Consider the following 26,748-nt stretch of genomic DNA (forward strand, 5'->3'; position numbering starts at 1 on the left):
TCGGCCGAGCTGGCAAGAGGACTTGCCGATCCGGCTTTACGGCCTGATGTCTACGGGCGCTTCGATCTTCACCATCTCGAAGTCCGAGACCAGAATGTCGATGCGCACCGTCCAGCGGCCGGGAACCGGGATCACGAGATTGTCGACACGCCAGCTGCCATCGCCGGGCTTGGTCGCGATACGTTTGAGCGGCTCGATGCCTGAATCGGGCTTCGACAACACCAGCGTCACCTCCTTGGCGTCGAGCGGTCCGAAATCGCCGGTCATGACGATCATCGAGGCGACGACCGGTCCGGCATGGCCGGGCGTGATGCTGAGATCGGCCATCGCTTGCAGCGTATGGATATGGACCGAGACCGGTTGCGCAGCGGCGATCGCCAGCGCCCGTGGCGGCGGCGTGAAGCGCCAGCCAGCGGTAACACCGAAGATCGCCAGCACGATCAGCATTTCGGCGCCGATCGAGCGGGCGAGCCTGTGCTGAACTTCCGTCGCTCCGGCCTCGGCCGATGCAGTGAGTTTCCAGCGGTTGACGGCTGCGAGCGTGAACAGGAAGACCAGCAGCCCGAGCTTGATCAGCAGCAGCTTGCCATAGGTGGTGTTGACCAGCGCTGCCAGCGTCTGCACCTGGATGACGGCAAGCACGATGCCGGCAGCGACAAGCACGGCCACCACCGGCACGATCATGCGTGAGAACCGCCGCAGGAATGGCGCGACCTCCGACGACTGACCTTTCAGCGCCAGACCGAGCGGCACCAATGCGCCGGCCCAGAAAGCGATGCCGACGCCGTGCAGGAACACCATCGGTCGCGTCAGCCATTGCGGTTCGGCGCCGCTGGCATGGCCGCTGGCGGCCAGCGCAATACCCACCCCGGCAAGTCCGGCCAGCGCGACCGGCTTGGCGGCCACGCGCGGCCCGGCCAGCGACAGCAAGCCAAGCCCCAGCGCGATCACGGCGGCCAGCACCGTCCAGCCGAAGCTGGTATCGAGCCCGGTCCGCCAGATGACCGGCTGCGCCAGATGGGAGAGCGGCGTCCCGAGGGCATCAAGCCCCTGTAAGCCGAGCGACGCCGGGGCCGCGACCAGCCCGCACAGGATTGCCCCGACAACGAAACGCCGGCCGGACGGCCCGCCCTGAGCCAGCCAGGCAAGGGCGAAAGCACCGCCGACGCCAAGGAAAAGGCCGATGTAGAGCAGAACCTTGCCGAACCAGATTGCCGACCGCTGCGGCCAGTCGACCGCCTCGGACACGACCGGCGGCTCTGTTGGCGCGCCGATGGAAAACAACAACGAACCACCGACCGGATGACCATCTGAGGAGATGACGCGCCAACTCAGCACATGTGTGCCGGATTTGAGGTCCTGCGGATTGTCGATTTCGACCGTCTGGTCGCTGAGCCGGAAGGCGGTCAGCGGAACCGGCGTGCCGTCGGGCTTCACCAGAGTCAGCACCAGCGGCGAGACCGGCTCGCTGAAGGTCAGCGAGAACTGTGCCGGCGCCTGTGCCAGCACCGCGCCGTCGGCCGGGTCGGTCTTGATCAGCGCGGCATGGGCACAGGCCGGACTTGCAGAGGCCATGACGATGAGCAGCATCACCACGGCCAGCAACCCGCCGGCAACACGGCTGAAGGGATTGCTGACCATGTGAATCATCCGCAGTGAGGATATCGCGATCATGCCATTGCCATGAAATGGCGGCGCATTCCGCGAACGGTAAGCGCCGCCGAAAGACATCATTTCTTCGGCAACAGCTCGATGCCGGGCGCCGGATTTTCCAGGGCGTCTTCATCCTGCCCTGCTGCCGGGATCTCGATCCAGCGATCAGCGGCGCCGTCGCATTCCTGCACCACCGGGAAGTAGAGCTTCTGGGCCACGGGGAGATCGGCCGTCAGCGTCGCGCGGAAAACGAACTCGTCATAGAATTCATCCGGCAGGCTGCCGCCGCTCCAGTCCACTTCCTTGACCCCATCGGTCACCGCCTGACCGTAGAGCTGGTAGGATTTGTCGTACTTGCCCTTCTTGACCTGCAGCGTCCAGCCCGGCTTCGGCATCGGCTTCACCGCGATCACCCCTTCCGGGATTTGCACGCGAAGGGCGATCGTCGCCTTGCCGTCGCAACCATGCGGCACGCGCAAGACAGCCTTGTAGGTCGAGCCGACAGCAGCCTCCTGGGTTTCGAGCGTGATGTGCGCGAAGGCGGCACTTGTTCCGAGCAGAAAAAGCGCACCGGCCGACAAAAGGTACTTGTTCATGATGGTCCCTCTAGAATCTTGATCGATACGATGGCCGGTTCAATCGTTGTCTTCTTGAGGCGCAGGGCTGCCCATGGCTTGCACTGCGAATTCGACCGTCACCGTCCCGGCCTTTTCGAAGGTCAGGGTGGCGGCGAACATCTCGCCTTGCTTGGGTGGCTGCTTCAAATCCATGAACATCACATGATAGCTGCCGGGACCCAAGACCACCTTGCCGCCGGCCGGAATCTCCAGGCCGCCGGTAACCGGCCGCATGGTCATGACGCCGTCCTTGACGCCCATCTCATGCAGCTCGGCCTTGTCCGAGATGTCGGTGGAAATCGACAGCAGCCGGTCCGGCGTGCTGCCTTTGTTGGTGATGGTGAAGTAGCCGCCGGCCACCTTGGCACCGGCCGGCGTAGCACGTGACCAGGGGTGCCCGATCTCGAGATCGCCGATCTTGAACCCATGTGCGAAGACGGTCTGGGCGCCGGCGAACAACAGCGCAAGAGCCAGTACGGCGATGCCGAGACCCGACTCGAAGCTGCGTCGAATGCCGCCGAGTGTGGGACGCGCGGCGGTGCGAAAAAATTGGAACATGGTTGCTCCATGAAGTGATGGACGCGCCGTTGCCGGCCGCGGACAGTTTGATGTTTGGATGGATACGCCCGCGAAAGGTTCCGCCGGGCAGACAGACTCAGGCCGTCCGCGGCGGCGCGCGCGGGTTCGACGGCGAACGCTCACGGGCGAAGTCGAGATGAATGGCCGCCGGAAATACGAAGGCGACGGCCTCAAAGGAACGCGCGCCCAGGGCAAGCCCCGCAACGGGCGGCGGTGCAAAGGCCGGCGAAAACATGCTGCAGCCAAGCACGCAACATGCCGGCAGATGCGACGGCGGCGGGTTGCCGCCGGGAAGCTGGGTCGCACCCTCACGGGTGCAAATGACGTTGCCGAAGGCATCGAGTTGTGACGCTTTCGGCGCGGTGCCGAAAGCGAACGCACCGAGCGTCGACTGGAGCAGCAGCAGATAGGCCGCGACAAGCGCGACCAGAATGCTCCATCGTTTCTCCCGGCTGTTCAAACGATCTCCCTCATCGAGCAATCACCGGAGGGATACCTATCACGGCGGGGGCAGGTCGAAAATCGGCAAATCGATGCTGCGGCAACGCGGCATATCAGGGTTTCAGTGGCGGCCGGCTCTCCGGGATAGAAGTCAGCAATGTCTGGCGCGCCGACTTCAGGTGCTTGCGGCAGGCGGCGTCGACCTTGCCGAGGTCGCGCGATTTGAGCGCCGAGATATAGGCGAGATGCTCACCGATCGCGACCTCGTTGCGCTCGCGCTCCTGCGCCTTGTTCCACTGGTAGTGATAGTGGAAGATCATGGCGATGACGTCGTAGAAATCGACGATGAAGCGGTTGTGCGACGCCCGGTGGATGAGGCGATGGAGGCGCTCGTCCAGCTCCGAGAATTCGTTGAAGCGGGTGGCGATTTCGCTTGCCAGCAAGCGATGCTCGTCCTCGAGGCGGTCGAGATCGGTCCAGACCGCGCTGTCCTGCGGCAGAGCGGCGAAGGCCGCCGCCGAGCGCAGTTCGAACATTTCGCGGATTTCGGTCAGTTCCAGTGCGAAGGCACGGGTGAAGCCCTTCAGCACCCAATGGCTGTTGCGGCGCTTCTCGATCAGGCCGAAGCGGGAGAAGCGGATCAGGAACTCGCGCACGCTGGTGGTGCCGACGCCGATCTCGCGCGCCAGTTCTAGCTCGTTGATCTGCATGCCGGCCTCGGCGCCGCCGGCGAGCAGCCGTCGCATGAACGACCGCTCGATGATTTCGGCCAGCGTATCGGTCTCTTCCTCGGGGAAGAAATCATCGGGACGCGGTTCGCGCAGCACCGTCTTGGCGCGCTTGTTCCAGGCGATCAGCCCCGTCTCTTCCATGCGCGCCAGGATGGTGCGGACGGTCGTCCGGCTGACACCAAGCAAGGTACCCAGTTCCGGCTCCGAAGGCAGGCTGCGTGTTTCATCGAGCAGCCTGAGGCACCTGTTGTAGGCATCCTTGTAGACGTTGTTGCTCTTCGACATCCCTGACCCGTTGCACGCCGTCGCTTGCGGCTGCTGGCTTGAAGCGCAATATGACGTTCCCATGACCCCTGAAAAGCGAAATCGCTTTCGGAACACCCAAGGACATGCGGAACTCCCCAGCGAAAAAACAATTGACGCAAAACTGTTTTTTCACGATAAAAGACATTATCTTTTAACAGGCGCGTGTCAATCCGCCCGCGCATCCCAGGATCACCCAGGAAACCGCCCGTGAACGCCTCCAACAGCATTCTTCTGTCCCCGGCCGACAATGTCGCCGTCGCCAACGGCCGCATCGAGATCGGCACCACGCTGCCGGGCGGTGCCGTCGCCGCTGCGCTGATCGAGCCCGGCCACAAGGTGGCGATCAAGCCGATCGCCGCCGGCGAGGCCGTGGTGAAATACGCCCAGGCAATCGGCCGCGCGACACAGGACATCGCGCCGGGCGAGCACGTTCATTCGCACAATCTGGTTTTCGAATCCGGCCGCTTGCCGGTGGTGCCGCCGAGCGAGGCCGAGCACGCGACGGAGGCTGACCGCACCCGGACCTTCATGGGCTATCGCCGCGCCGATGGTCGTGCGGGTACGCGCAACTTCATCGGCATCATCGCCAGCGTCAATTGCTCGGCTACTGTTTGCCATGCCATCGCCGACCAAGCCAACCGAACCCTGCTGCCGAAATATCCCGGCATCGACGGCTTCGTCCCGATCGTCCACGGCCAGGGCTGCGGCATGAGCGGCACCGGCGACGGCATGATGGTGCTGCATCGCACCCTCGCCGGCTATGCCCGTCACCCCAATTTCGGCGGCGTGCTGATGGTGGGGCTTGGCTGCGAGGTCAATCAGCTCACCCTCTATGGCCAGAAGGGAGCTGCCGCCGGCAAACGCCACTTCAACATCCAGGACGCCGGTGGCTCGCGCAAATCGGTCGAAAAGGCGATGCTGGTGCTGGCCGAGATCGCAGAGGAAGTCGGCCAGCTGAAGCGTGAGCCGATCCCGGTCAGTGAGATCGTCGTCGGCCTGCAATGCGGCGGCTCCGACGGCATGTCGGGCATTACGGCCAATCCGGCGCTGGGCGCCGCCGTCGACATCCTGGCCGGCGTCGGCGGCATCGGCATTCTTTCCGAGACAACCGAGATCTATGGTGCCGAGCACCTGCTCGCCTATCGCGCGGCTACACCGGAGATCGCGCAGAAGCTCGACGGTTTCGTCAAGTGGTGGGAGGATCACGTCGCCAAGCATGGCGCCTCGATCGACAACAACCCCTCGCCCGGCAACAAGCGCGGCGGCCTCACCACCATTCTGGAGAAGTCGCTGGGCGCGGTCGCCAAGGGCGGCCAGACGCCGCTCAACGGCGTCTTCGGCTATGCCGAAAAGGTCACCGGCAACGGACTGGTGTTCATGGACACGCCCGGCTACGACCCGGTCTCGGCCACCGGACAGGTGGCGGGCGGCGCCAATGTCATCGTCTTCACCACCGGCCGCGGCTCGTGCTTCGGCTGCCGGCCGACGCCGTCGATCAAGGTCGCCAGCAACTCGACTATGTATCACACCATGGAAGAGGATATGGACGTCAACTGCGGCGTCATCGCCTCGGGCGAGAAAACCATCGCCGGCATGGGCCGCGAGATCTTCGAACTGATCGTCGAGACGGCTTCCGGCCGCAAGACCAAGAGCGAAGATTTCGGCTATGGCGACAACGAGTTCGTGCCCTGGCATCTTGGTGCAACGCTCTAACCCGTTGTTTTTGCGTAATTCCGGACGGAAAACCGTTACACATTTTTCCTGGAATTGCTCTGGATTGAACTGATATCTGAAGGCTGCCAACCGGACACGGTCGGCAACAGGGAGGTTTTCGCATGAACAAGCGCCGCATCGGTCGGACTGCGCTCGAGGTCACCGAGATCAGCTTTGGCGGCGCCGCGATCGGCGGCCTCTACCGAGCCTGTTCGCGCGAGTCGGCGATGGAGACGCTGCAAGGCGCCTGGGAGGCCGGCCTGCGCTATTTCGACACCGCACCCTTCTACGGTTTCGGCCTGTCGGAACGCCGCTTCGGCGACTTCCTGCGCTACAAGCCGCGCGATTCCTATGTGCTGTCGACTAAGGTCGGCCGCCTGTTCCGCCCGGTGCCGGACGACCGTGTTCCCGATCACTCCTATGTCGATCCGCTGCCGTTCGCGCTGGACTACGACTATTCCTATGACGGCATCATGCGTTCGGTCGATTTCAGCTATGCGCGGCTTGGCCTCAACAAGATCGACATCCTGTTCGTCCACGACATCGGCGCCTATACGCATGGCGTCGAGAAGACCAAACTGCATTTTCGTGAGTTCATGGATGGCGGCCTCAAGGCACTCGAAGAGCTGAAGCGATCCGGCGTCATTTCAGCCTATGGGCTTGGCGTCAACGAGGTCCAGATCTGCCTCGATGTGATGCGTCGGGCGCCACTTGATTGCATCCTGCTCGCCAGCCGCTATTCCTTGCTCGACCGCAGCGCCGAAGCGGAACTGCTGCCATTGTGCAGGGCACAACAGACGTCACTGGTCATCGGCGGTGTGTTCAACTCCGGCATCCTGGCGACCGGGCCCGTGCAAGGCGCGCATTTCGACTACCTGCCCGCCAACCATGATGTGCTGGACCGCGTCGGTGCGATGGAAAGGATCGCCACCGAGGGTGGCTATCCCCTGGCCGCTGCCGCATTCCAGTTCCCCTTGCGTGAACCCGCGGTCGCCACGGTGCTGACCGGCACCGCCAAGCCGGCAAACCTGACCCGCAACCTCGAATTGCTCGACATCGACGTGCCCGAGACGGAATACGCCAGATACCGGCCCTACACTCTGGTGCAGGAGCTGGCGTGAAGCTCTCATCCACACGCCTTTGAAAGGTGACCTGGGCTTCACATTCTCGCGATCCAATGAAAGAATGAACATTCCATATTGACTAACGAATGGAATTAATATTCCATGACTTCACGGAACGGAACGGGAGCGTTTGACGGCGACAAGGGAGGAGTGGCGCGGTTATTTGCCCCTGCCAGACCTCGGCAGGGTTGACGCGAAACACCACTTGCATCGGCTGGGCCGATGCACTATCAAAACACTGTAAATGTTTTTTATTGATAAAGTTCTGTTTGGGCCACGCCTATCCGGACGGAGCTTCCGTAACGTTCACCAGGCGACTTAGGGAGGATTCCTAATGAAATTCGTAACCAGCATTCTCAACCGCCGCGCCGTGATGACGCTGGCGGCAGCCTCGATGCTCGCCGGCGTCATGCATTCGGCGCCGGCTTCGGCGGCGGACGTGACCATTCCGATCATCGTCAAGGACACCACGTCGTTCTACTGGCAGATCGTTCTGGCCGGCGCCCGCAAGGCCGGCAAGGACCTCGGTGTCAACGTACCGGAACTCGGCGCCCAGGCTGAAACCGATGTCAACGGCCAGATCTCGATCCTCGAGAATGCCGTCGCCGGCAACCCGGCCGCCGTCGTCATCGCGCCGACCGAAGCCAAGGCGCTTGGCAAGCCGATCGACGAAGCCGCTGCCAAGGTCAAGGTTATCGGCATCGACTCCGGCGCCGACTCCAAGGCCTTCACCTCGTTCTTGACCACCGACAACGTGCAGGGCGGCCGCGTCGCCGCGGACGGTCTTGCAGCAGCCATCGGCGCGGCCAATGGTGGTAAGGTCGAGGGCAAGGTCGCCTTGATCACGGCACTTCCCGGCGCCGGCTCGCTGGAGCAGCGCGCCCAGGGCTTCAAGGAACAGCTCAAGGCAAAATATCCGGGCCTCGAGCTCGTCGCCGACAAATATGCCGACGGCCAGGCCACCACCGGCCTCAACATCGCCACCGACCTGATCACCGCCAATCCGGACCTGAAGGGCATCTTCGCTTCCAACCTGATCATGGCGCAGGGCGTTGGCCAGGCGATCGCAGAGAACAACCTTGCCGGCAAGGTCGGGCTGATCGGCTTCGACAGCGACGAGAAGCTGATCAAGTTCCTCAATGACGGCGTCATTTCCGGCCTCGTTGTCCAGGACCCCTACCGGATGGGCTATGACGGCATCAAGACGGCGCTCGCCGCCTCGAAGGGCGAGAAGGTCGAGGCCAATGTCGACACAGGCGCCAACCTCGTCACCAAGGCCAACATGAAAGAGCCAAAGATCGACGCGCTGCTCAACCCGAAGCTCTGAACCGCCGCATCCAAATCGTTTCCGGGGCCTCGCGCCCCGGAAACATCCACTGCCGGCACAAACGGCTTGGCAATCCACTAGGTTGAGCTAGGCTGCCTTTCGAGGCGTATCCTTGCCTTGCAGCGTGCCAATCGTGAGGCCAATCTGGGAGGATTGTCATGACGTCGACGGCGCAGGAACTGCATCCGGCACCCGTGCTGGAACCGGGGCGGACCATCCTCGAATTGCGCGGGTTGGAGAAGCGCTATCCCGGCACCCACGCGCTGAAGCCGGTCAACCTCGCTTTCAAGTCCGGCGAGATCCACGCCATCGTCGGCGAGAACGGCGCCGGCAAATCGACGCTCATCAAGCTGCTCACCGGCGTCATGCCGCGCACCTCCGGAGAGGTGATCTGGGAGGGCCAGCCGGCAGCCTTGGCGACACCGCATGAGGCGATGGCACTCGGCATCAATGCCGTGCATCAGGAGGTCGTGCTCTGCCGTCACCTGACCGTGGCAGCCAACATGTTCCTCGGCGAGGAGAATTCGCGCTTCGGCATCCTGCAGCAACGCGCCATGGTCAAGGAAGCACAGAAGATCATCGACGATCTCGGCTTCGATCTGCCGGCGCATGTCACGCTCGGCGACCTCACCATCGGCCAGCAGCAGCTGATCGCCGCCGCTCGCGCCACCGTGCGCGGCACCAAATTCCTGATCTTCGATGAGCCGACCGCCTACCTGACCCGCAAGGAGGCCGACCAGCTTTTCACCCTGATCCGCCGGCTGAAGACCGAAGGCGTGACGATCATCTACATCAGCCACCGCATGGAGGAAGTGTTCGAGCTTGCCGACCGCGTTTCCGTGCTGCGCGACGGCACGCTGGTTGGCACCCGCAACATCGCCGAGACCAACGACGCGGAGCTGGTCAAGATGATGATCAACCGCTCGATCGAACAGATCTACCACAAGGAACATTTCACACCGGGCGCGGCGATCCTCGAATCCAGGAACCTTTCCGGCAAAGGCTTCGAGAATGTATCTATGACGGTCCGAGCCGGCGAAATCGTCGGGCTCTACGGTCTGATCGGAGCCGGGCGCAGCGAGTTCGTCACCACGCTCTACGGCCGCCACCGCAAATCGGCCGGCCAGATCCTGTGGGAAGGCAAGCCGGTCCAGATCAATTCCGAGCATGACGCGATCAAGCTTGGCATGGCGCTGGCGCCGGAAAGCCGTCGCGATCAGGGTCTCTGCCTCAACCTTTCGGTCGGCCTCAATCTCAACCTGCCGATCTACAAGCGCATCTCGAACAATCTGCTGATCTCCAATGCGCAGGAAAGGACCCAGGCCGACCGCCAGATCGCCGATCTCAGGATCAAGACGCCGACGCGCAGTGCACTGGCGTCCAGCCTGTCCGGTGGCAATCAGCAGAAGATCGTCATCGGCAAATGGCTGGCCCACGGCGCCAGGCTGTTCATCTTCGACGAGCCGACGGTCGGCGTCGACGTCGGCACCAAGGCCGAGATCTACCGCCTGTTCAGCGTATTGTTGTCGAAGGGAGCCGGCATCATCCTGATCTCGTCCTACCTGCCCGAGGTCTACGAACTGGCCGACACGCTGCACGTATTCCGCCGCGGCAAACTGGTGGCCACGCACGGGTTCCGGACCGCCGATCACGAGGAAATTCTCACACAGGCGCTCGCCGAGAAACAAGAAAAGCTGGGAGGACAGACATGAGCACCGAGGCGATTGCTGCCGAAAAACCGAAGCGCAACTACAATGCCCTGTTCGGGCTGACGCTGCTGGCGCTGCTGGTGCTGCTGTGGGTCATCCTGTCACTGTCGACATCAAGCTTTGCTTCGGCCAACAACATCTCGAACCTGCTGCGCCAGGGCTCGATGATCGCCATCCTGGCCGTCGGCCAGACCTTCGTCATCATCACCGGCGGCATCGATCTTTCGGTCGGCGCCGTGGTTGGCTTCGCCACCGTCATAGCCGCGATGCTGATCAATGCCGGCGTCCCGGTCTTCCTCGCCATCCTCATCACCTTGCTGGTCGGCGTCGCCATCGGCCTGTTCCATGGCTTCGGCATCGTCAAGATGGGGCTGCCACCCTTCATCATCACGCTGGCGACGCTGACGTCGTTGCGCGGCATCGGTCTTTTGATGACCAACGGCAATTCGATCTCGATCAACAACGATGCCTTTCAGGAGTTCTCACGCAACTCCTTCCTCGGCGTCCCCAACCTGTTCTGGATGGTGATCCTGGTCGGTATTCCGGCCTACATCTTCCTCCATCACAGCCGTTGGGGACGGTATTTGTTCTCGGTCGGCTCCAATGCCGAGGCGTCGCGCCTGTCCGGCGTCAATGTCCAGCGAACCATCTACATGGCGTACACGCTGTCGGGCCTCTGCGCGGCGTTCGTCGGCGTGTTGCTGGCCTCACGCATCGGCATCGGCAACCCGACCCAGGCCGAGGGTTGGGAGTTGCAGGCGATCGCATCGTCGGTGATCGGCGGCACCTCGCTGTTCGGCGCGGTCGGCTCGGTGCACGGGCCGCTGCTCGGCGCCTTCATTCTGGCCACCATCAACAACGGCGCCAATCTCTTGAACGTCAACGCCTTCTGGCAGCGCATCATCACCGGCGCGCTGATCATCATTATCGTCTATTTCGACGGTCTGCGTCGCCGCGGTGGCAAGTGACAACAATTTGAGATCGATCGCCGGTCCTGTCATGCAAATGGGCCGGCGATTTTCATGACAAACTGGATTGAAGCATGAAAGCCGTTATCTGCCGCTCGCCTGGCGAGCTCGTCCTGGAAGACCGCCCGGCACCGAGCGCGCCACCTCCCGGCTGGGCGCTGGTGGCTGTCAGCCATGTCGGCATCTGCGGCACCGACTATCATATCTTCGAAGGCAAGCACCCATTCCTCGCCTATCCCCGCATCATGGGCCATGAAGTGTCGGGAACGATCGTCGAGACCGGCGAAGGCGTCGAACTTTCCGCTGGCGAGCCGGTGGTCATCAATCCCTATCTTTCCTGCGGCAAGTGCATCGCCTGCCGGCACGGCAAGCCGAATTGCTGCGTCAGGATCGAGGTGCTCGGCGTCCATCGCGACGGCGCCATGTGCGAACGGATTCTGGTGCCGGCACAAAATCTCTATCCGGCAAATGGCCTGTCGCTGGCCGACGCCGCAGCTGTCGAGTTCCTGGCCATCGGCGCGCATGCAGTGCGGCGCGCAAGCGCCGATCCCGGCGCCCGCACGCTGGTCATCGGCGCCGGTCCGATCGGGCTCGGCACCGCCATCTTCGCCGGCATCGCCGGGCTTGACGTGACGCTGCTCGACATGAGCAGCGAACGGCTTGCCTTTGCCGCGAACGAGCTCGGTTTCCAGACCCTCGACGGCTCTAGCGGCGCGGTGCCCGATCTGGTCGGGCAGGCGACCGGTGGCGAGGGCTTCGACGTGGTCTTCGACGCCACCGGCAACACCCGGTCGGTGCAGTCGGCTTTCGCCCATGTCGCGCATGGCGGAACACTGGTGCTGGTCAGCGTCGTCAAGGACGACATCAGCTTTTCCGATCCGGAATTCCACAAGCGCGAGATGACCCTGATCGGCAGCCGCAATGCGTTGCGCGCCGACTTCGACCACGTCACCGCCTCGATCCGCAACGGCGCCGTGCCGTTGGCCAAGCTCGTCACCCACCGCACCACGCTGGCCGGCACGCCTCGCGATCTCGCGCGCTGGGCACATGAGAAATCCGGTCTGATCAAGGCTGTGATTGAGGTCGGATAGGAGCAATCCCAGGAAAAGTGTGAAGCGGTTTTCTGGGGAAAAGCGCTTGGCGCGTTCCCTGAGGGAATTGCATCAGACAATCGAGACAACCGGCGGTGTCGGATCACAACGCTGACAATTTGAGTTCGACCCGCTCGGCCGGGAAACGTGACTCGGAAAACTGGATCGGTTGGCCGTCGGGTGTGACGTTGACGGCGACCGTGACCAGCACGATGGCGCCGGGCTGCAGGTCGAGGTCGGCGAGGTCGGCGGCATCGGCATGGCGCGCTGACAGCATGGTCGATTGCCTGAGATAATCGTCTATGCCGAAACGTGCCAGCGATGCGGTGATCGAGCCGGTTTGCGCCATGGCGGCGTCGATGCCGGCAAAGCGCCTGGCCTCAAACCAGCCGGCAGCACGCGACACCGGGCGACCATCGGCTTCGCCGCGCGTTTCCAGCCGGATCACGTCATTCCCCCTGGCGAGGCCAAGCCCCTCGGCGACGCGCTGGCTGGCCGGCTCCACCGACGAGGCAAGCAGGACTATATGCCGTTCCGACGCCTGCCCTTGCAGGCCTGCTGAAAACCGTGTGCGCGCGCCGATCGGATAGGACAGCCGCTTGCGCGACAGCACGAAGGTGCCGCGTCCCTGTTCGGCCCGCAGCACCCCTTCCTGTACAAGGGCTGCTATGGCACTGCGCACCGTGTGACGGTTGACGCCATAGCGCTCGGCCAGCGCAACCTCCGGCGGCAGCGCTGCATTCTCGGCGAAATCGCCGATGGCGATCGCATGCAGGATCTTGTCGGCGATCTGCCGCCACAGCGAGACACCACTCCGCCGCTCGATGCCGTCCGCTTCCACTTCCAGCTGCCCGACCATTAATTGCCCCAGCCTTCCATTGCTTGTCATCCACCCGTCATGGACTCGCGATAGATAATAGGTATAATTTGTATAGTTGTCTATATCAATAGACAAATTTAGCCAAGAGGAATGTTGCTCATGCGAGGACAGGAAGCCCGCGATCGGGCCGAGCGCAAGGCCGCCATGGCAACACTGGCGCAATCCAGCGGCGATGACGTCGTCCGGCTCTGGAACGCTACCGGGCTGCCCTCGGAAGCTGAGCTGCTGCGCGGCCCGGAGACCGGCTTGGTCACCGTGCGCGGCCGCATCGGCGGTGGCGGCTCCCCCTTCAATGTCGGTGAGACGACGGTTACCCGCGCCACTGTCCGGTTGCCGTCCGGACAGGTCGGCCACTGCTATGCGCTTGGCCGCGACAAGCAGAAGGCAAGGCTGGCGGCGATCGCCGACGCGTTGTGGCAGGACCCGGCGCGTCGCGCCGAGGTCGAGACCGGGCTCATAGCGCCTCTGCGGTCGGCTCTGGCCACGGCGCATGAACGGCGCCGCGCCGAGACGGCGGCAACGAAGGTGGATTTCTTCACCATGGTTCGCGGAGAAGACTGATGGACATCGCAGCGCAATCGATCGAGGGCGGTTTCGCCGATCCGGTCTTCGACGCCCAGACCGTGTTTCGCGCCGTCATGGACGCGATGGCGCGGCCGGGCAGCCTGCAATCCCTGCCCGCCTTCGCCCGCCCGCCGGTGCCGTTTTCAGCGACCGCCGGCGCCGTAGCGCTGGCGCTTTGCGACAACGACACCCCGCTCTGGCTCGATCCCGCTTTGCAGGCCTCCGCCGCGATCAAATCCTGGCTTGGTTTCCACACCGGTGCGCCCCTGGCCAACACACCGGCCGATGCACATTTCGCCCTCATTGCCGCGCCAGCAGAGATGATGGCGCTCGATGGTTTTTCGCAAGGTACCCAGGACTATCCCGACCGCTCCACCACGCTGATCCTGCAAGTCAGCGACATCGCCTCGGGTGCCCCGCTGCTGCTCGAAGGCCCCGGCATCGAGACCAGTGCGACGATCGCGCCGGCGCAGATGCCGCGTCATTTCGTCGAACAGTGGAAGCAGAACATCAAGCGCTTTCCGCGCGGCGTCGATATCATCCTCGCCACATCGGACGGCGTCGCCTGCCTGCCGCGCACAACGCGCATCAAGACGATGGGGGCCTGAGATGTACGTCGCGGTAAAAGGTGGCGAGGCGGCCATTGCCAACGCGCACAGCCTGCTCGCCGACCGGCGGCGCGGCGACCGTTCGGTGCCCGCCCTTCGGCTCGACCAGATCGTCGAACAGTTGGCGCTTGGCGTCGACCGGGTGATGAGCGAAGGCTCGCTCTACGACCGCGAGTTGGCGGCGCTTGCCATCGTCCAGGCGCGCGGCGACCTGATCGAGGCGATCTTCCTGGTGCGCGCCTACCGCACCACGTTGCCGCGCTTCGGCTATTCCAAGGCGATCGACACCGCCACCATGCTGGTCGAGCGGCGCGTTTCGGCGACCTACAAGGACCTGCCCGGCGGCCAGCTGCTCGGCCCGACCTTCGACTACACGCACCGGCTGCTCGACCCCGAGCTTGCCGCCGGCGGCGATGTCGCGGAGCCGCTGCAGCGCGAGACCGAAACGCAGGCCATGCCCCGCGTCTCGGCGATCCTGGCCCGAGAGGGGCTGATCGAACCGGATGGGGAGATGCCGCAGGACCATGTCCCCGGCGACATCACCCGCGAGCCGCTGGAATTCCCGATGGCGCGCGATATCCGCCTGCAGGCGCTGTCACGCGGCGATGAGGGCTTCTTGCTGGCGCTCGGCTATTCCACGCAGCGCGGCTATGCCCGCAACCATCCCTTCGTCGGCGAGATCCGCATCGGCGAGGTCGAGCTGGAACTGGATGTCCCCGAACTCCCGTTCGCCGTGCCACTCGGCACCGTGCGGGTCACCGAATGCCAGATGGTCAACCAGTTCAAGGGCTCGGCCAAGGCGCCGCCGCAATTCACCCGCGGCTACGGCCTGGTGTTCGGCCAGAGCGAGCGCAAGGCGATGGCCATGGCGCTCTGCGACCGGGCACTGCGCGCGTCTGAACTCGGCGAAGATGTCGTCGCCGCCGCGCAGGACGAGGAGTTCGTCATCTCGCATTCCGACAATGTCCAGGCGACCGGCTTCGTCGAACACCTGAAGCTGCCGCACTACGTCGACTTCCAGGCCGAACTCGATCTCGTGCGCCGCATGCACGCCGAATACGACGCCCGCGAAAACCCGGTGAAGGCGGACGACAAGAGGGAGGCCGCGGAATGACCGCTCAACCGACAGACATCGCCACCTACAACTTCGCCTATCTCGATGAACAGACCAAGCGGATGATCCGCCGCGCGATCCTCAAGGGCATCGCCATCCCTGGCTATCAGGTGCCATTCGCCTCGCGCGAGATGCCGATGCCCTATGGCTGGGGCACCGGCGGCGTCCAGGTCACCGCCTCGATCATCGGTCCCGATGATGTGCTGAAGGTCATCGACCAGGGTGCCGATGACACCACCAATGCCGTTTCGATCCGTGCCTTCTTCAAGAAGGTCGCCAATGTCGCGGTGACGACCTATACCGCGAGCGCCACCATCATCCAGACCCGCCACCGCATCCCCGAGCATCCTCTGACGGCAGGCCAGGTGCTGGTCTACCAGGTGCCGATCCCCGAACCCTTGCGATTCCTCGAGCCGCGCGAGACCGAAACGCGCAAGATGCATGCGCTGGAGGAATACGGTCTGATGCATGTCAAGCTCTACGAGGACATCGCCAGGCACGGCCGCATCGCCACCACCTATGCCTATCCGGTCAAGGTCGAGGGTCGCTACGTGATGGACCCGTCGCCGACGCCGAAATTCGACAATCCCAAGATGCACCGCTCGCCGGCCTTGCAGCTGTTTGGCGCCGGCCGCGAAAAGCGCATCTATGCCGTGCCGCCCTTCACCGAAGTGGTCAGCCTCGACTTCGAGGACCATCCGTTCGAGGTGCAGACCTTCGACCAGCCCTGCGCGCTGTGCGCGGCCGAGAATGTCTATCTCGACGAGGTCATCCTCGACGACCATGGCGGCCACATGTTCGTCTGCTCCGACACCGATCACTGCGAGAAGCGGCGTGAAGAGGGCCATCGCGGCCATCTTGCCCCTGAGATGATGGAGCCGGCGCGATGACCGACGAACCGCTGCTGCGCGTCTCGGCGCTCTCCAAATTCTACGGCTCGCGCGTCGGCTGCGACAACGTCTCCTTCGACCTGTGGCCAGGCGAAGTTCTGGCGGTCGTCGGCGAGTCCGGCTCCGGCAAGACGACATTGCTCAACTGCCTGTCGACCCGGCTCTTGCCGAGTTCCGGCACCGCCAGCTACCGCATGCGCGACGGCCAGTTCCGTGAACTCTACCGGATGAGCGAGGCCGAACGCCGCTTCCTGATGCGCACCGACTGGGGTTTTGTCCACCAGAACCCGGCCGACGGCCTGCGCATGACCGTGTCGGCCGGCGCCAATGTCGGCGAGCGGCTGATGGCGGTCGGCGACCGCCACTATGGCAAGATCCGCGCCACCGCCGTCGACTGGCTGTCGCGCGTCGAGATCGACGAGGACCGCATCGACGACGAGCCGCGCGCCTTTTCCGGCGGTATGCGCCAGCGCCTGCAGATCGCCCGCAACCTCGTCACCGGGCCGCGGCTGGTGTTCATGGATGAGCCGACGGGCGGCCTCGACGTCTCGGTGCAGGCACGCCTGCTCGACCTGCTGCGCGGCCTGGTCACCGACCTTGGTCTCGCCGCCATCGTCGTCACCCACGACCTTGCCGTGGCGCGTCTTCTGTCGCAGCGCATGATGGTGATGAAGGATGGCCGCGTCGTCGAAAGCGGTCTCACCGACGGCGTGCTCGACGACCCGCGCGCACCCTACACCCAGCTTCTCGTTTCCTCGATACTTCAGGTGTAATCCATGCCGACGCCCCTCGTTGTCTCCGACGTCGCCAAGAGCTTCACCATGCATCTGCGTGACGGCATCAAACTGCCTGTCGTCGCCGGTGTCTCGTTCTCGATCAGGGCTGGTGAATGCACCGTGCTCGGCGGCCCGTCCGGTGCCGGCAAGAGCTCGATCCTGAAGATGCTCTACGGCAACTACGCAGTCGACGAGGGCCAGATCATCGTCAAGCACGATGACGGGCTGATCGATCTCGCCACCGCCAGCCCGCGCACCGTGCTTGCCATACGCCGGCAAACGATCGGCTATGTCAGCCAGTTCTTGCGCACCGTGCCGCGCGTCTCGGCGCTGGATGTCGTTGCCGAACCGCTGGTCGAGCGTGGCGAAGACCGCGAGAGCGCGCGTGGCAAGGCACGCGCCTTGCTGGCGCAGCTCAACCTGCCGGAAAAACTCTGGGCCTTGCCGCCGGCAACTTTCTCCGGCGGCGAACAACAGCGCGTCAACATCGCGCGTGGCTTCATCACCGAGCACCCGATCCTGCTGCTCGACGAACCGACCGCCTCGCTCGATGCCAGGAACCGCGACGTGGTGATCGAACTCATCGCCGCCAAGAAGGCGACGGGCGTCGCTCTGCTCGGCATCTTCCACGACCACGACGTACGCGAGGCGGTTGCCGACCGCATCATCGACGTCACCGCTTTCGCGCCCGGAAAAATCGCAGCATGACGAAAAAACTATCGGAGACGCCGCTGATTCACCCGACGGCGGACGTGCAGAACTCGACGCTTGGCCGCTGGACCGAGATCGCCGACCGCAGCCGGGTTTCCGAGAGCATCCTCGGCGACTATTCCTACATGATGCAGGACTGCACCGTCTGGTGCGCGACGATCGGCAAGTTTTCCAACATTGCAGCCAGCGTGCGCATCAACGCCACCAACCACCCGACATGGCGGCCGACGCTGCACCATTTCACCTATCGCGCTTCCGACTATTGGGACGACGCAGAACACGAGAGTGAATTCTTCGCCCAGCGCCGCGCCAAGCGGGTCACCATCGGCCACGACACCTGGCTCGGCCACGGCTCGACCATCCTGCCCGGCGTCACCGTCGGCGATGGTGCCGCGGTCGGCGCCGGTGCGGTCGTGTCGAAGAATGTCGCGCCCTACACCATCGTCGGCGGCGTGCCGGCCAGGCCGATCCGCGGGCGTTTCGACCGCCGCACCGCCGAACGCTACCAGGCGCTCGCCTGGTGGGACTGGGATCATGCCAAGCTGCGGACAGCACTAGATGATTTCCGGGAACTGTCGGCCGAAGCGTTTCTGGAGAAGCACGGCGGGTAACAGCAAATGCTGACCGGAAAGCTGGGCGCAATCTGCTCGGGGCTACGCGCGTCCAGGTATCCAAGCAGATGTGCGCATGCTAAATTACGCAATGCTCGAGGGTTTCATGCAGCCCTTGCGAAAGGATGCCCCGACTCCGCCGGATCGATTTCCGGCGACGAAGTCGGTTGTGACCTTTATTTTCCTGATTGTTTTGGCAATTCTTATAGTCACAAACTGGTCCTAGTCGCATTCCGTTTCCAACAAGAGAACCCGATCGTGCCGACCGTTCGTCCCGCTACCTCGGCCGACGCAGATGCAATCTGGTCCATTCTCGAACCTGTTTTGCACGCCGGCGAAACCTATGCTCTGCCCCGCGACTGGAGCCGAAGGCAGGCGCTCGATTACTGGTTTTCCGACGGTCATGAGGTGTTCGTCGCCGAGGATAGCGGCGACGTGATTGGCTGCTACTACCTGCATGCGAACCAGCGCGGCGGCGGCGCACATGTCGCCAACTGCGGCTACGTGACTTCTGCCGTCGCCAGCGGCCGCGGTGTCGCCACGGTGATGTGTGAGCATTCCCTGCAGCATGCCAAGGATCGAGGTTTTCTGGCCATGCAGTTCAACTTCGTTGTCAGCACCAACGAGCGCGCCGTAAAGCTGTGGCGCCGGCTCGGCTTCGACATTGTCGGAACAATCCCAAAAGCGTTTGAACATCCTCGACTGGGCTTCGTCGACGCTCTTGTCATGCATCGCAGGCTGTAGGCATGCACAAGCTTCGCATCGCCGCCCCAGCGATCACTACCGTGTGAGATTGTCGCCATCGGCCCTGCCTGTTCATACCCCTGACACAGGACTCGGACAGGACGCGGTCTTTCCTAGGAGATCGCAATGCTTCAATCTATGAGACCACCGCTCGCCGGATTCTTTGCCGGCTCCAACCCAACCCCTCCGATTCATCTCGGCACGCGCTACGACACGTCGGGCAATTTCCTGCTCGAGCCCGGCAACACGGTCGTCAGCCATCTCGTCAGCGGTTCGCCCTCCGAGGCCGTGGTGCTTGCTGTGCGAGACCAAATGCTGGCGATGCCCGATGCCGACCGGCTGGCCTTCACCCCCGTCTCCAGCCTGCACATGACACTGTTCCAGGGCATCATCGAATATCGCCGCCGCCTGCCCTACTGGCCGCATGACGTGCCGCTCGACACCAGCATCGACGCGATGACCCGCCTCTATCTGGAGCGGCTGAAGGGTTTCAAGGGCTTCGGCCCGTTCAACATCAAGGTGGTCGAAATCGTACCGACCGGTCTCACCGTTGCCGGTGCGACCGACGAGGACGTGCGCATCATGGCCGCCTGGCGCGATGCGTTGGCGGTGCCGTTCGGCTACAGGCATCCGGATCATGACAGCTACGTCTTCCACATCACCTTCGCCTATCAGGTCCAGCGTCTTGCGGATGACAGGGCGGCCGCATGGCAGCAACTGTTCGATGACTCGCTCGCGCTTTTCGCGCGGCAGGCCCCGGTGATCGAGATCAAGGCGCCGGCCTTCTGCAGCTTCAGGGACATGGAGCATTTCGAGGAGTTGCAGGTGCTCGGCTGATCGACACCTGCAGGCGCCCGACGCCGCGCCTGTGGGCAGTAACAAAACTGACATCAATCCGACACCGCAGGTTCATGGCGCTGCGCTAGCGAAGTCCTTAACAGACCTTCAACGCGACTGGACTGGAAACGACCATGTCAGCCACGCTCGAAATCCGCGGCGTCACCCGACGATTTGGCAAGAACACCGCCGTCAGCGATATCAACATCTCGATCCCGCAGGGTCAGATGGTTGGCATTATCGGCCGTTCGGGTGCTGGCAAATCAACCCTTCTTCGCATGGTCAACCGTCTCATCGATCCCAGCCAGGGATCAATTTTTTTTGACGGCGCCGAGGTCTCCCAGTTGCGCGGTTCGCCACTCCGGCGCTGGCAGCGCGACTGCGCCATGATCTTCCAGCAGTTCAACCTGGTGCCGCGCCTCGACGTGCTGACCAATGTGCTGCTCGGCAAGCTGAACCACCGTTCGACCATATCGAACCTGCTCGGCATGTTTTCTCGCGCCGAGTGCGCCGAGGCGGTCGCCGCACTTGAGCGGCTCGACATCGCCCGCACCGCAATGCAGCCTGCCGGCACGTTGTCGGGCGGCCAGCAGCAGCGCGTAGCCATTGCCCGCGCCATGATGCAGCAACCCAAGGTGATCCTCGCCGACGAGCCGATCGCTTCGCTCGACCCGCTCAACGCCAAGGTGGTGATGGATTCGCTGCAGGACATCAATCTGCGCGAAGGCATAACCGTCGTCACCAATCTGCACACGCTGGACACTGCCCGCGCCTATTGCAACCGCATCATCGGCATGGCAGCCGGCAAGGTCGTCTTCGACGGTCCGCCGGAAGAGCTCAACCGCGAGGCCGTCCGTCTCGTTTATGGCGCCGACAGCAATGGCGGCGAAATCTCCGAGGCCATCACCTCGACCAGCATCGCCTACAAGCAAAAGATCACCGCATCCGCCGGACCGCTCGAGCCCGCATTCCCGGGGTATTGAGAGCGACCTGGATCGCCAGCCCGCGTCAAGGGCACCTGTCAGAATAACCAACGCTACCGGCGCGGGGCCGGAACCCACAGGAGAGATATCCAATGTTCAGGAAGATGGTATTCAGCGCCGTTTCGGTGCTCGCCATGGCGACCAGCATGGCCCACGCCGCCGATATGAAGGAATTCCGCGTCGGCATCCTTGGCGGCGAGAACGAAACCGACCGGCTGCGCAACTACCAGTGCCTGGCCGACCATCTGAAGGCCGAATTCGGCTTCGAGAAGGTCTCGCTGTTCCCCGCCGCCGACTATGACGGCGTCATCCAGGGCCTGCTCGGCGGCACCCTCGACTTCGCCGAACTCGGCGCTTCCGGCTATGCCAGCGTCGCTCTCAAGGACCCGAAGGCGGTCACCCCGATCCTCACCACCCAGCAGACCGACGGTGCCACCGGCTATTATTCGATCGGCCTGGCGCTGAAGTCTTCCGGCATCACCGACATCAAGTCGGCCAAGGGCAAGAAGCTCGGCTACGCCGACCCGGATTCGACCTCCGGCTATCTCATCCCGCTGACCCAGATTCCGAAGGACACCGGTGCTTCGAACGAGACCTTCTTCGCTTCGACTCAGTTCAATGGCGGCCACGAGAACAACGTCCTGGCCGTGCGTGACGGCAAGGTCGACGTCGCGGTGGACGATTCCTCGGGCATCGGCGATTTCAAGAACGGCTACACCTCCGGCACCTTCCACAAGGAAGTCGCCAAGGGCGCCGTCGACCCCAACGACTTCGTCGAAGTCTGGCGCTCGGGCCTTATCCCGAACGGCCCGCTGGTCGTGCGCACCGCGCTCGGCGACGACATGACCGCCAAGCTGACCGCGTTCTTCACAGCCCTGCCGGCCAAGGACAAGGCTTGCTTCGAGGGCGTCGAAGGCGGCGATTTCACCGGCTACGTTCCGGTTAAGGCGGACTTCTACAAGGTCATCGTCGAAGCCCGTAAGGCAGCCATCGGCGGCTAACGGCGAAATCAGAAGGGCGGTGTTCAAAGCACCGCCCTTTCTGTTTGTCCGATCATGACCCTTTCCGTGACAGCTCCTTCCCGCGCCACCCATCAGATGGCCGATGCCTGGCGACGCCAGATATCGCTGCGCCGGCTCTATACGGTGCTCGGCGTCGGTTTGCTGCTTGCCGCGATGTTTGCGAGCATGTGGTTCGCCGACGAAGCCAATGCAGGGCACTTCTTCGACCGGCTGCCGCACATTCTGGATTTCCTGAGCTGGCTGATCCCCAAGGATTGGAACGACGTCTGGCGGGCGCTGTTCGACATTGCCTCGCCGCATGACACCGGCACCCAGGAATTCAACTTTCCGCTCGGCCGCGTCTATGTCTGGGGCGGTTTTTATATCCCTGAATATTTCGAGCTCATGCTGACCACTGTGAACGTGGCCCTGGTCTCGACCTTTATCGGCTTCATCTTCGCCGTGCCGTTTTCCTTCATCGCCGCGCGCAACCTGACGCCGCATCCGGTGCTGAGGCTCGTCGTCAAACGCTTCATGGAGCTGCTACGCGCCTTTCCGGAGATCGTCATTGCGGGCCTCTTCGCGGCCATTGTCTCGACCGGTCCGATCGCAGCCATCATCGCCATCGGCCTGCATTCGATCGGCGCGCTCGGCAAGCTGTTCTATGAGATCAACGAGAACATCGACATGCGCGCCGAGGAAGGTCTGAGGGCGGTCGGCGCCAACTGGTTCGAGCGGGTGCGCTTTGCCGACCTGCCGCAGGTGTTGCCCAACTTCATGTCCTACACGCTGCTCCGCGTCGAGATCAATGTGCGCGCCTCGACCATCATCGGCGCCGTCGGCGGCGGCGGCATCGGCGAGGAATTGAAACTCTCGATTTCACGCGGCTTCGGCGCCAAGACACTGGCGCTGGTGCTGCTGTTGTTTACGACCATCTTCATCATCGACCAGTTCTCGGCCTGGCTGCGCCGCAAGCTCGTCGGCGAACAAGCCTTCCTGATGGGTGCTTAGCCATGATCCCGAAAAGTCGAATCCGGTTTTCGGAAGAGATTGTGGCAAGACCAAGCGCCCCATCCCGGTTCTATCGGGATGGATCAGGCTCTTGATCATGGCGACGATGACCGCCGGCGAAATCCGGTCGATCGAGGAGCGCTACCCGCAAGTGTTCCGGCGGCCGCTGTACAAGCGCTTCGCCCCGCTGTTCCTGTTCGTCGGCATCCTGCTCTACCTCGTCTATGCCTTGTGGTTCTTCAGCCTGCCGCAAGTGCTGCGGGAATCGCACTGGGAACGCCTGCCGCTCTTCCTGATGCAGTGGGTCAGCTACGACCTGCAGCCCGAATTCCGCCTCGACCAGCCGGAGATCACGCCGAAATACCCGCGCTTTTCCGCGCTTGGCGAGAACCCGAATCCAGACTGGGTCATCAAGAACGCGGACGGCACCTTTAGCGTCCTGATCGACGGCCCCGGCAAGTCCGTCACCTTCGACAAGAGCAAGGCGACGATCGTGGCCAATGGCGAGACGGTGCCGGTGTTGCTGACCGGCGGCAAGCCGGTGATCTCGGGCCCGGTGCCGGACTGGATCACCGCGCATGACGACGAGGTGGTGGCCAAGATGGGCTTCGCCGGCGAAGTGCGTGTCACCGTCGACCGCGTCAAGGTCCGCAAGCGCTTCCTCGGCTGGGCGAATTTCGTCTTCGACACGCGCTCGCCCTTCTTCGGCAGGTCGGCCAGTGAAGTGGTCTCGCTCATCGTTTCCGGCCCCGAACTCAAGCCGGGCACCTCGAACCTCGCGCTGGCGGGAGACAACATATGGAACAACGCCCAGTGGCAGCACGGCGACGTCTGGACGAAGTTGTTGCAGACCATCGTCATGGCCTTTCTCGGCACGCTGCTCGGTGGCATCGTCGCCTTCCCGCTTGCTTTCTTCGCCGCCCGCAACATCACGCCGAACGGACTTCTCAGCCAGGTTCTGAAGCGGTTCTTCGACTTCATGCGTTCGGTCGACATGCTGATCTGGGCGTTGTTCTTCACCCGCGCCTTCGGCCCCGGCCCGCTGGCCGGCAGTGCCGCCATCTTCTTCACCGAGATCGGCACGCTGGGCAAAACCTATTCTGAAAGTCTCGAGAACATCGACGACAAGCCGCGCGAGGGCATCAAGTCGACAGGCGCCAACGGCTTGCTGGTGCAGCGCTATGGCGTCATGCCTGAAGTAATTCCGGTGTTCATCAGCCAGACTCTCTACCAGTGGGAATCCAACACCCGCGGCGCCACCATCATCGGCGCCGTCGGCGCCGGCGGCATTGGCCTGAAATTGTGGGAAGCGATGCGCACCAACTCAAACTGGGCCAACGTCTTCTACATGGTGCTGCTGACGCTGGCCGTCGTGTTCATCTTCGACAACATATCCAACTTCCTGCGCCGCCGGCTGAGCCGGACCATCCACGACTACAACAGGATCCAGGCCGAGCAGGGTTAGCGATCTCGGCGCTTCAGGGCGCCCTACACCGCCCTAAGCAGCTTTCTTCCACCCGTTCCTGATATGCTTGTAGCCGTCGCGATAGACGGCTTCCGGGCTCTCGGAAAAATCGCGCCACACCTTGGTCGCAGCCGCAAGGTCCTTCAGCGAACGGCCGAACGCCTCGATCGTCAGCCAGTCGTCATAGCCACTCTTGCGGATGGCGGAGAACGTTTCCTTCCACGGGATGTTGCCGCGCCCCGGCACGCCGCGGTCGTTCTCCGAAATATGGATATGGACGACATTCCTGCGGTGTTTTGTATAGGCGCCGATCGGGTCGGCTTCCTCGATATTGGCATGGAAAGTGTCGTACATCGCCTTAATGTGCGGCCGGTCGATGGCATCGACATGCTCGGACAGATCCGCCATCGTGTTGAGAAGATAGCATTCGAAGCGGTTCAGCGCCTCGAGCCCGATGGTGACGTTTCTCTTGCCGGCATGGTCGCCGATGGCGCGTTGCGAAGCGACCGAGCGCTTCTTCTCGGCGGCTGTCGGCCCCGAGCCGGAGAAGGCACCGAGCGTCGAATGCAGCGGGCCGCTCAGCGTCCTGGCGCCGAGCGCATCGGCGCAGTCGATAGCCCATTTCATATAGTCAATGCCGGCCTTGCGGGTCGCCGCGTCGGCCGCGATCAGGTTCATCGCCGGATCGCCCATGGCTGACACGGCTGTACGCTCCAGCCCGATACTGTCGAGCAGATCAGCCAATTTCTTGTAGTCGTCAGGGGTGCCGGCAAAGATCGGTATCTCGACGCCATCGAAGCCGGTTGCCTTGATGTCGCGCAGCAACGGCTCATGCTTCTTCGACGCCGCCGTCGTCCATAAGAACATGCACATGCCGATTTTCATCGACGCCCCTCCCCAAAAATTCCTTGTCAGCGCAAGAGGCGTCGAGATTCAGGTCAGGCCGGCGTCACCTGATATCATCGCCCCTTGAACTATAGCTTGGTCCAGGCCCCATTCTTCTTCGACGACTTCACGCAGGCCTCGATGAAGGCCATGCCCTCGACGCCGTCCTGGATGGTCGGAAAGACGACGTCCTTTGCCGGCTTGCCGCCCTTCTTGCGCGCCGCGCGGATGGCGCGCGCGGCCTCCTGGTAGATGTTGGCGAAACCTTCGAGGTAACCCTCGGGATGGCCCGACGGAACCCGGCTGACACGCCCCGCCACCGGCAGTGCACCGGCGCCGTTGCGGGTGATCAGTTGCTTCGGCTGGCCGAACGGCGTGTACCAGAGATAGTTCGGGTCGGCCTGCACCCATTCCAGCCCGCCCTTGGAGCCATAGATGCGCAGCTTCAGCCCGTTCTCATGGCCCGGTGCCACCTGGCTTGCCCAGATCATGCCCTTGGCCGCATGCGTCTTGCCGTCGGGCTTGAAGCGCAGCATGACGTTGACATTGTCGTCGAGCAGCCTCCCCGACACGAAGGCGTCGAGATCGGCAGAAAGGGAATCGAGCTCCAGCCCCGAAACGAAGCGCGCCAGATTGTAGGCGTGGGTGCCGATGTCGCCGAGCGCGCCGCCTGCGCCTGCCTGCTTGGGATCGCCACGCCACGACGCCTGCTTCTGGCCGGTGGCGGCGAGGTCCTCGGTCAGCCAGTCCTGTGGATATTCGGATTGCACGATGCGGATGTCGCCGAGCACGCCCTTGGCCACCATCTCGCGCGCCTGCCGCACCATCGGATAGGCGGTGTAGTTGTGGGTGAGCACGAACACCTTGCCGGTCTTCTCGACCACGGCGGCCAGCTTCTTGGCCTCTGCGAGCGTCGTCGCCAGCGGCTTGTCGCAGATGACGTGGATGCCGGCTTCGAGGAAGGCCTTGGCCGCCGGCACGTGCACATTGTTGGGGGTGACGATGGCCACCGCCTCGATGCCGTCAGGCCGCTTGGCCTCGGCCTTGGCCATCTCGGCATAGGAGCCGTAGCTGCGATCCGGATCGAGCCCGAGTTCGGCGGCCGAGGCCTTGGCGCGCGCCGGATCGGAGGACAGCGCGCCGGCGACCAGCACGAAATCATTGTCTATGCGCGCAGCGATGCGGTGCACCGCGCCGATGAAGGCGCCTTGCCCGCCGCCGACCATGCCATAGCGGATCGGACCGCCTCCCGTTTCCGACTTCGATGCGCCGACCATGTTTTTTCTCCTCGTGTCTGAAATATCCCTGCCCCTTGACGGGAGGGTGCCCGGAAGGGGGCGGAGGAGTCGGTTCATGCCGAGCTCTACGCCCGAGACCGCACCCCGATCCGCTGCGCAGCTCTCCCTCCC

General features: G+C 63.4%; 27 protein-coding genes. 19 read left to right on the forward strand and 8 right to left on the reverse strand.

The genetic code is table 11. From position 1 onward, the window contains the following. Positions 1-36 precede the first annotated feature (36 nt). From HNQ71_RS29350 to HNQ71_RS29370, 5 genes are all read right to left on the reverse strand, one after another. Positions 37-1,641: a copper resistance CopC/CopD family protein gene (locus tag HNQ71_RS29350; RefSeq protein ID WP_246462191.1), complete on the reverse strand. Its 1,605-nt coding sequence runs from the start codon at positions 1,639-1,641 to the stop codon at positions 37-39. Between the two features lie 89 nt (positions 1,642-1,730). Then, positions 1,731-2,249 carry a YcnI family copper-binding membrane protein gene (locus tag HNQ71_RS29355; protein ID WP_184877010.1) on the reverse strand — a complete coding sequence of 173 codons (519 nt, stop codon included), beginning with the start codon at positions 2,247-2,249 and terminating at the stop codon, positions 1,731-1,733. A gap of 39 nt (positions 2,250-2,288) precedes the next feature. Beyond that, positions 2,289-2,828 carry a copper chaperone PCu(A)C gene (locus HNQ71_RS29360; RefSeq protein ID WP_184877012.1) on the reverse strand — a complete coding sequence of 180 codons (540 nt, stop codon included), beginning with the start codon at positions 2,826-2,828 and terminating at the stop codon, positions 2,289-2,291. 97 nt (positions 2,829-2,925) lie between these two features. Beyond that, positions 2,926-3,282 (reverse strand): DUF2946 family protein, encoded by a 357-nt coding sequence (locus tag HNQ71_RS29365; protein WP_184877153.1) that lies wholly within the window; start codon positions 3,280-3,282, stop codon positions 2,926-2,928. 121 nt (positions 3,283-3,403) lie between these two features. After that, positions 3,404-4,306 (reverse strand): GntR family transcriptional regulator, encoded by a 903-nt coding sequence (locus HNQ71_RS29370; protein ID WP_184877014.1) that lies wholly within the window; start codon positions 4,304-4,306, stop codon positions 3,404-3,406. 228 nt (positions 4,307-4,534) lie between these two features. Here HNQ71_RS29370 and HNQ71_RS29375 point away from each other — a divergent pair, with 228 nt between their 5' ends. The 6 genes from HNQ71_RS29375 (at position 4,535) to HNQ71_RS29400 (ending at position 12,259) form a co-directional block, all read left to right on the forward strand. Beyond that, positions 4,535-6,040 carry a UxaA family hydrolase gene (locus HNQ71_RS29375; RefSeq protein ID WP_184877016.1) on the forward strand — a complete coding sequence of 502 codons (1,506 nt, stop codon included), beginning with the start codon at positions 4,535-4,537 and terminating at the stop codon, positions 6,038-6,040. Between the two features lie 122 nt (positions 6,041-6,162). Beyond that, on the forward strand, positions 6,163-7,161 hold the full coding sequence (locus tag HNQ71_RS29380) for an aldo/keto reductase (RefSeq protein ID WP_184877018.1): 999 nt from the start codon (positions 6,163-6,165) through the stop codon (positions 7,159-7,161). Positions 7,162-7,498: 337 nt separating this feature from the next. Further along, positions 7,499-8,491, forward strand: coding sequence for an ABC transporter substrate-binding protein (locus tag HNQ71_RS29385; protein ID WP_184877020.1), 993 nt, complete (start codon positions 7,499-7,501; stop codon positions 8,489-8,491). A gap of 158 nt (positions 8,492-8,649) precedes the next feature. Next, positions 8,650-10,203 (forward strand): sugar ABC transporter ATP-binding protein, encoded by a 1,554-nt coding sequence (locus tag HNQ71_RS29390; RefSeq protein ID WP_184877022.1) that lies wholly within the window; start codon positions 8,650-8,652, stop codon positions 10,201-10,203. Then, entirely contained in the window at positions 10,200-11,168 is a 969-nt protein-coding gene (locus tag HNQ71_RS29395; RefSeq protein ID WP_184877024.1) for an ABC transporter permease, read from the forward strand. The genes HNQ71_RS29390 and HNQ71_RS29395 overlap by 4 nt, the downstream gene beginning before the upstream one ends. A 74-nt stretch (positions 11,169-11,242) precedes the next feature. Beyond that, entirely contained in the window at positions 11,243-12,259 is a 1,017-nt protein-coding gene (locus tag HNQ71_RS29400) for a zinc-binding alcohol dehydrogenase family protein (protein WP_184877026.1), read from the forward strand. 103 nt (positions 12,260-12,362) lie between these two features. Here HNQ71_RS29400 and phnF read toward each other — a convergent pair whose 3' ends face one another. Further along, entirely contained in the window at positions 12,363-13,118 is a 756-nt protein-coding gene (gene phnF / locus HNQ71_RS29405; RefSeq protein ID WP_184877028.1) for a phosphonate metabolism transcriptional regulator PhnF, read from the reverse strand. A gap of 120 nt (positions 13,119-13,238) precedes the next feature. Here phnF and phnG point away from each other — a divergent pair, with 120 nt between their 5' ends. From phnG to phnE (HNQ71_RS29470), 13 genes are all read left to right on the forward strand, one after another. Next, the gene (gene phnG, locus HNQ71_RS29410) at positions 13,239-13,700 is read left to right on the forward strand and encodes a phosphonate C-P lyase system protein PhnG (RefSeq protein ID WP_184877030.1); all 462 of its coding nucleotides are present in this window, start codon (positions 13,239-13,241) and stop codon (positions 13,698-13,700) included. Next, entirely contained in the window at positions 13,700-14,311 is a 612-nt protein-coding gene (gene phnH / locus HNQ71_RS29415) for a phosphonate C-P lyase system protein PhnH (protein WP_184877032.1), read from the forward strand. The genes phnG and phnH overlap by 1 nt, the downstream gene beginning before the upstream one ends. A gap of 1 nt (position 14,312) precedes the next feature. After that, positions 14,313-15,425, forward strand: a complete 1,113-nt coding sequence (locus HNQ71_RS29420; RefSeq protein ID WP_184877034.1) for a carbon-phosphorus lyase complex subunit — start codon at positions 14,313-14,315, stop codon at positions 15,423-15,425. Continuing rightward, the gene (locus HNQ71_RS29425; protein ID WP_184877036.1) at positions 15,422-16,315 is read left to right on the forward strand and encodes an alpha-D-ribose 1-methylphosphonate 5-phosphate C-P-lyase PhnJ; all 894 of its coding nucleotides are present in this window, start codon (positions 15,422-15,424) and stop codon (positions 16,313-16,315) included. The genes HNQ71_RS29420 and HNQ71_RS29425 overlap by 4 nt, the downstream gene beginning before the upstream one ends. Further along, positions 16,312-17,088, forward strand: a complete 777-nt coding sequence (phnK, locus tag HNQ71_RS29430; protein ID WP_184877039.1) for a phosphonate C-P lyase system protein PhnK — start codon at positions 16,312-16,314, stop codon at positions 17,086-17,088. Before HNQ71_RS29425 ends, phnK begins: the two co-directional genes overlap by 4 nt. 3 nt (positions 17,089-17,091) lie before the next feature. Beyond that, positions 17,092-17,799: a phosphonate C-P lyase system protein PhnL gene (phnL, locus tag HNQ71_RS29435; RefSeq protein ID WP_184877041.1), complete on the forward strand. Its 708-nt coding sequence runs from the start codon at positions 17,092-17,094 to the stop codon at positions 17,797-17,799. Beyond that, the gene (locus HNQ71_RS29440; RefSeq protein ID WP_184877043.1) at positions 17,796-18,413 is read left to right on the forward strand and encodes a DapH/DapD/GlmU-related protein; all 618 of its coding nucleotides are present in this window, start codon (positions 17,796-17,798) and stop codon (positions 18,411-18,413) included. The genes phnL and HNQ71_RS29440 overlap by 4 nt, the downstream gene beginning before the upstream one ends. 255 nt (positions 18,414-18,668) lie before the next feature. Continuing rightward, a complete protein-coding gene (locus HNQ71_RS29445) occupies positions 18,669-19,157 on the forward strand; it encodes a GNAT family N-acetyltransferase (RefSeq protein WP_343068275.1) in 489 nt (162 codons plus the stop codon). 126 nt (positions 19,158-19,283) lie between these two features. Further along, positions 19,284-19,994 (forward strand): DUF1868 domain-containing protein, encoded by a 711-nt coding sequence (locus tag HNQ71_RS29450; RefSeq protein WP_184877047.1) that lies wholly within the window; start codon positions 19,284-19,286, stop codon positions 19,992-19,994. 134 nt (positions 19,995-20,128) lie between these two features. After that, positions 20,129-20,977 carry a phosphonate ABC transporter ATP-binding protein gene (gene phnC / locus HNQ71_RS29455; protein ID WP_184877049.1) on the forward strand — a complete coding sequence of 283 codons (849 nt, stop codon included), beginning with the start codon at positions 20,129-20,131 and terminating at the stop codon, positions 20,975-20,977. 92 nt (positions 20,978-21,069) lie between these two features. Further along, positions 21,070-21,978: a phosphonate ABC transporter substrate-binding protein gene (gene phnD, locus HNQ71_RS29460; protein WP_184877050.1), complete on the forward strand. Its 909-nt coding sequence runs from the start codon at positions 21,070-21,072 to the stop codon at positions 21,976-21,978. A 54-nt stretch (positions 21,979-22,032) separates the two neighbouring features. Then, positions 22,033-22,989, forward strand: coding sequence for a phosphonate ABC transporter, permease protein PhnE (phnE, locus tag HNQ71_RS29465; RefSeq protein WP_184877052.1), 957 nt, complete (start codon positions 22,033-22,035; stop codon positions 22,987-22,989). Positions 22,990-23,086: 97 nt separating this feature from the next. Further along, on the forward strand, positions 23,087-24,454 hold the full coding sequence (gene phnE, locus HNQ71_RS29470; protein WP_184877054.1) for a phosphonate ABC transporter, permease protein PhnE: 1,368 nt from the start codon (positions 23,087-23,089) through the stop codon (positions 24,452-24,454). Positions 24,455-24,487: 33 nt separating this feature from the next. On the opposite strand, the gene HNQ71_RS29475 is transcribed toward phnE (HNQ71_RS29470), so the two are convergent. Next, on the reverse strand, positions 24,488-25,339 hold the full coding sequence (locus HNQ71_RS29475) for a sugar phosphate isomerase/epimerase family protein (RefSeq protein ID WP_184877056.1): 852 nt from the start codon (positions 25,337-25,339) through the stop codon (positions 24,488-24,490). A gap of 89 nt (positions 25,340-25,428) precedes the next feature. Then, positions 25,429-26,616: a Gfo/Idh/MocA family protein gene (locus HNQ71_RS29480; RefSeq protein ID WP_184877058.1), complete on the reverse strand. Its 1,188-nt coding sequence runs from the start codon at positions 26,614-26,616 to the stop codon at positions 25,429-25,431. Positions 26,617-26,748: the final 132 nt, after the last annotated feature.

It is taken from the genome of Mesorhizobium sangaii, from assembly GCF_014207355.1.
GTDB classification, from domain to species: domain Bacteria; phylum Pseudomonadota; class Alphaproteobacteria; order Rhizobiales; family Rhizobiaceae; genus Mesorhizobium; species Mesorhizobium sangaii.